The 3,845-nt window shown below is 31.7% G+C and carries 5 protein-coding genes and 1 pseudogene; 2 read left to right on the top strand and 4 right to left on the bottom strand.

The window, feature by feature from the left end; all coding sequences use genetic code 11:
* On the top strand, window positions 1-345 hold a 345-nt coding region (locus ABZA26_RS09710), incomplete at its 5' end, for a multicopper oxidase domain-containing protein (RefSeq protein ID WP_372714323.1).
* A 73-nt stretch (window positions 346-418) separates the two neighbouring features.
* On the opposite strand, the gene ABZA26_RS09705 is transcribed toward ABZA26_RS09710, so the two are convergent.
* Together ABZA26_RS09705 and ABZA26_RS09700 are read right to left on the bottom strand one after the other, a co-directional pair.
* Window positions 419-1,705: a sensor histidine kinase gene (locus ABZA26_RS09705; protein WP_372714322.1), complete on the bottom strand. Its 1,287-nt coding sequence runs from the start codon at window positions 1,703-1,705 to the stop codon at window positions 419-421.
* 37 nt (window positions 1,706-1,742) lie between these two features.
* Complete coding sequence (locus ABZA26_RS09700; protein ID WP_372714321.1) at window positions 1,743-2,408, bottom strand: response regulator transcription factor; 666 nt, start codon at window positions 2,406-2,408, stop codon at window positions 1,743-1,745.
* A 117-nt stretch (window positions 2,409-2,525) separates the two neighbouring features.
* Here ABZA26_RS09700 and ABZA26_RS09695 point away from each other — a divergent pair, with 117 nt between their 5' ends.
* A complete protein-coding gene (locus ABZA26_RS09695; protein ID WP_372714320.1) occupies window positions 2,526-2,972 on the top strand; it encodes a hypothetical protein in 447 nt (148 codons plus the stop codon).
* Between the two features lie 60 nt (window positions 2,973-3,032).
* On the opposite strand, the gene ABZA26_RS09690 is transcribed toward ABZA26_RS09695, so the two are convergent.
* The gene (locus ABZA26_RS09690) at window positions 3,033-3,380 is read right to left on the bottom strand and encodes a cation transporter (protein WP_372714319.1); all 348 of its coding nucleotides are present in this window, start codon (window positions 3,378-3,380) and stop codon (window positions 3,033-3,035) included.
* A gap of 81 nt (window positions 3,381-3,461) precedes the next feature.
* Window positions 3,462-3,845, bottom strand: a pseudogene (locus ABZA26_RS09685) (copper oxidase); the annotation flags it as partial.

The following is a 3,845-nucleotide window of genomic DNA, read 5'->3' as shown; positions in this document are numbered from 1 at the left end:
GACGAATATATAAAGTTAAATGATCCAGAGATCTGGGTAGTTACCAATGACTCACATCATATGGGTAGAGGCATGATGATGGGTGGTAATATGGGTATGATGAACATGATGGGAAATATTCCACATCCATTCCATATACATAATACACAATTCAGAATACTTAAGCGTGACGGAAGACCTCCCTATAAATGGGAGCAGGGAAATAAAGATACTGTATTGGTAGATCCAGGAGAAACTGTAGAACTTTTGGTAGAATTCAGACATGCAGGATTATTCATGTATCACTGTCATATACTTGAACACGAAGATATGGGTATGATGGGACAATTTGATGTTAGTAAATAGAAAGGAAAGGAGGATCTACATTGATCCTCCTTTTCAACTATAAAATTACCATAAAATAAATTTGGGAATTTTATTAATAAGAAATAATCACTTCTTTTAAGTCTAAATTAACTATGAATCTTTTATCTTTCCAAATAATTTTGAATGGAATACCGCTGAGATCCAAAGATTTTTTAACTATAGAAAGCCCCAGTCCAGTTCCTTCTACCTCTGAATCCTCAGCGTTTTTCCCACGATAAAATGGTTGAAAGAAATTTTCAAGGTTTTCATGTGGAATTTCTTCCGACTGATTTTCTATACAAAGACACCCTTTTTCTTCATAGAGTTTTACAAGCCCACTATGAGGGGAATACTTTAGAGCATTGTGAATTATATTGTCTATTGCTAGTTTTAAAAGTTTAGGATCTCCAATGATTTCATCTGTTTCTATATTAACAGCAACATTTATATCTTTTTCAAACTCTAAAAAATCATATTTTTCTAGAGACTCATCTATAAGAGATTTTAGATGAATTTTTTCTTTTTTTGTCTGGTAGTTAGGAGTATCAAGTTTAGAAATAGTCAAAAGATTTTGTGTTATATCCTTCATTTCAAGTCCCCTCTTCAACATTATTTCATAATATTTCTTTTTTTCAGCTTCACTTTTTACTTGCCCGACTACAAGTGCATGGGCGTGGGTGCATAAAACTGATATAGGGGTTTTAAGCTCGTGAGAAGCATTGGATACAAAGGACTTAAGGCTACCAATTGAGAGTTTAAGTTCATTGGACATTTTAGCTAGACTTTTGCTTAAATCTCCTATTTCATCATTTCTATCTATTTCGATATTTTCAGGAAATTTTAACTTTGATATTTCATCAGCATTTTTACTTAAAAGTTTAATATCTTCGGTTATCCTCTTTGAAAAAAAAGCTCCAGAAATCAATGAAAATACTAAAGCAATAAAAATAGTAAGAATATTAAAAAGATTTATCTCATGTTTGTGAGCTTCCATTACAGAAAGTGAAGTACTAATAACAACTCTGTTTCCATTTGGAAGCCTGTCATGGTATGAAAGAATCAATGCTCCGATACCTTTTAGGGTTGTAAGTTTAAATTTCTTATCTGGAGAATTTGAACCCATAGTCACAATTGGCCTTCCCCCCATATCCATATGCCCTGGTTTAACGATGCTTATCTCTATTCCTTCAAGTTCCTTCATTTGATAGATATATGTTTTCAATTCTTCACTATTTTCAAATTTTGAAAGTTTTTTCAAATTATCTGCGATTTTAAGCATTATCTGTTCTTTTCTATGTATATAAAATTTATCTAGAAAAAACACATTGAAAATAGTGCTGACAGTTATCGTAATGAGCACTATTAAAATAGAATAAAGGAAAACTCTCTTAAAAAAATTAATTCTGATTTTCGCTAAATACATAACCGACACCTCTGATTGATTTTATATAATCGCTATATTTTCCTAATTTTTTTCTCAGGCGTTTTATCAATGTATCAACAGCTCGTTCATCTCCAAAAAAATCAAAACCCCATATTTCATTTAAGAGAGTTTCTCTTGAAAGTATATTACCCTTGTGTTTTAAGAAATACTCCAAAGCTTGAGCCTCACGTCTTGAAAGCTCTATGGATTCTCCGTCAATTGTGAGAAGATAACTTTTAAAATCAAATGTAAGGTCTTTTATTTTGAAAAAAGTGTCTCCTTCTAATTTAAGAAGCTTTTTAACTTTGATTGAAATAAGTTTTAAGCTGAAGGGTTTAGTAACATAATCATCAGCTCCAAGTTCCAACCCTTGTATCTCATCAAGTTCGCTATCTCTAGCCGTCATCATTATAACAGGGATGTTAGAGACAGCTCTTATCTCCTTGCAAATATCCCACCCATTTTTTTTAGGAAGATTTATGTCTAAGAGTACAAGGTCAGGTTTATCATCATAAAATATTTCCATAGCTTTACCACCATCATATACAATATTAGAACTAAATCCATCCTCTTCCAGTGCTTTTGCAATTATTGAAGCAAGTTCTTTCTCATCTTCTATTATGAGTATTTTTTTATTCATATTTTTTACCTTCCTTCAATTTTTTATTAAACCAATCCAGTTTTGACATACTTAGGCCACAAACTAATGTTATCATCTTTTTATAAAGAAAAAAACTAAAAAATAGGAGTGATTTAAATGAAAAAAATGTTATTAATAGGTATTCTCGCACTTTCAGCTACATCTTTTTCAAATTCTGTACCGGTTGACCATTCGGCTCACAGTAAGGCAGAAATAAAATCAGAAAATACAGAAAAAAGTGGAATGATGAATCAAGTTAACAATCTTTCTCCTGAGCAGAAAAAAGCTTATCATGCTATTCACGAAAAGCATATGGCTAAAATGAAAAAAATTACACTAAATATAAAAGAAATTGATATTCAAATTAAAAAAGAGATGTTAAATGAAAATGCAGATAACAAAAAAATAAACAGACTTATTGATAAAAAATCTATACTTCTAGCTGACAAAGAAAAAGAAATGATAAAGTTTAAAATTGAAGTGAAAGAAAAATTTGGTATAAAAATGATGGACGGTATGATGGGTAAAGGTAAAAAGTGCAAGATGATGGACAAGACAGCTTAGTTCAAGCAAGGTATAGAGGAGCTCTCAAAGAGTCTCCTCTATTTTTAGAGTATATAAATATTAATTTTTCTCTTTATCTTTCTTGTCTGAATCACAGCAGTGCATCTTACCCTCTCCAAATTCTTCCACATTGGATTTTTCTATTTTCCTTATAAGTCTGCTAAAAAAACCTTTTTTTACTTTTTCCTCTTTTGGATATTCTTCAACATTTTCTATAGAAACAACCTGATATCCTTCATCTTCAATTGCGGATTTAATCAGATCATCCTCAATTTCACCTGAAATAAAGGCTGATTTTTCATCAAGAGAAACTTTGATTTCTCCTGCACCCTCTATAGATTTCAGATTTTTCTCAATGACTTCTACACAGTGCCCACACATCATACCTTCAATTATTATTTTTTTCATTTCCTGCACCTCCTAAAATCAACTATCTATGAAGATATATCATTTTTAAAATTCTTCGTCATAAATTTTATTTTAACCAACTTAAAAACTTATTCTTATTCCCACTCCTTCATCATATTCAGAGTGAGCACTTGCTATAAAAGAAAGCCATTTTCTATACCTGTATTCAAGCTCCAATAGATATTCACCGTCAGTATCCAATTCCCAGTTAAATTGAAATTTGTCTGTAAGCTGCAGTTCACTGGAAAATTCGGCTTCCAGATCTCCGTCATCATAAACTTTTATTTCAGACTCTATAAGCAAAGGAAGAAGGTATTCCACACCTACAAATCCCCTGTTGCCTATTTCCCCGTCTTCATCTTCTTCAAAATTAAAACCGGTAATTAAAGAGAGATTCCGGTTTATATATCTTCCGTATTGTATATCCATATCATGCTCTCCCTCATAGGCTGCCTCTCCCATCAG

The organism is Ilyobacter sp. (assembly GCF_041583315.1).
Taxonomy (GTDB): Bacteria; Fusobacteriota; Fusobacteriia; order Fusobacteriales; family Fusobacteriaceae; genus Ilyobacter.
The sequence above is the reverse complement of the archived record's forward strand: the minus strand, read 5'-3'. Positions and strand labels throughout refer to the sequence as shown.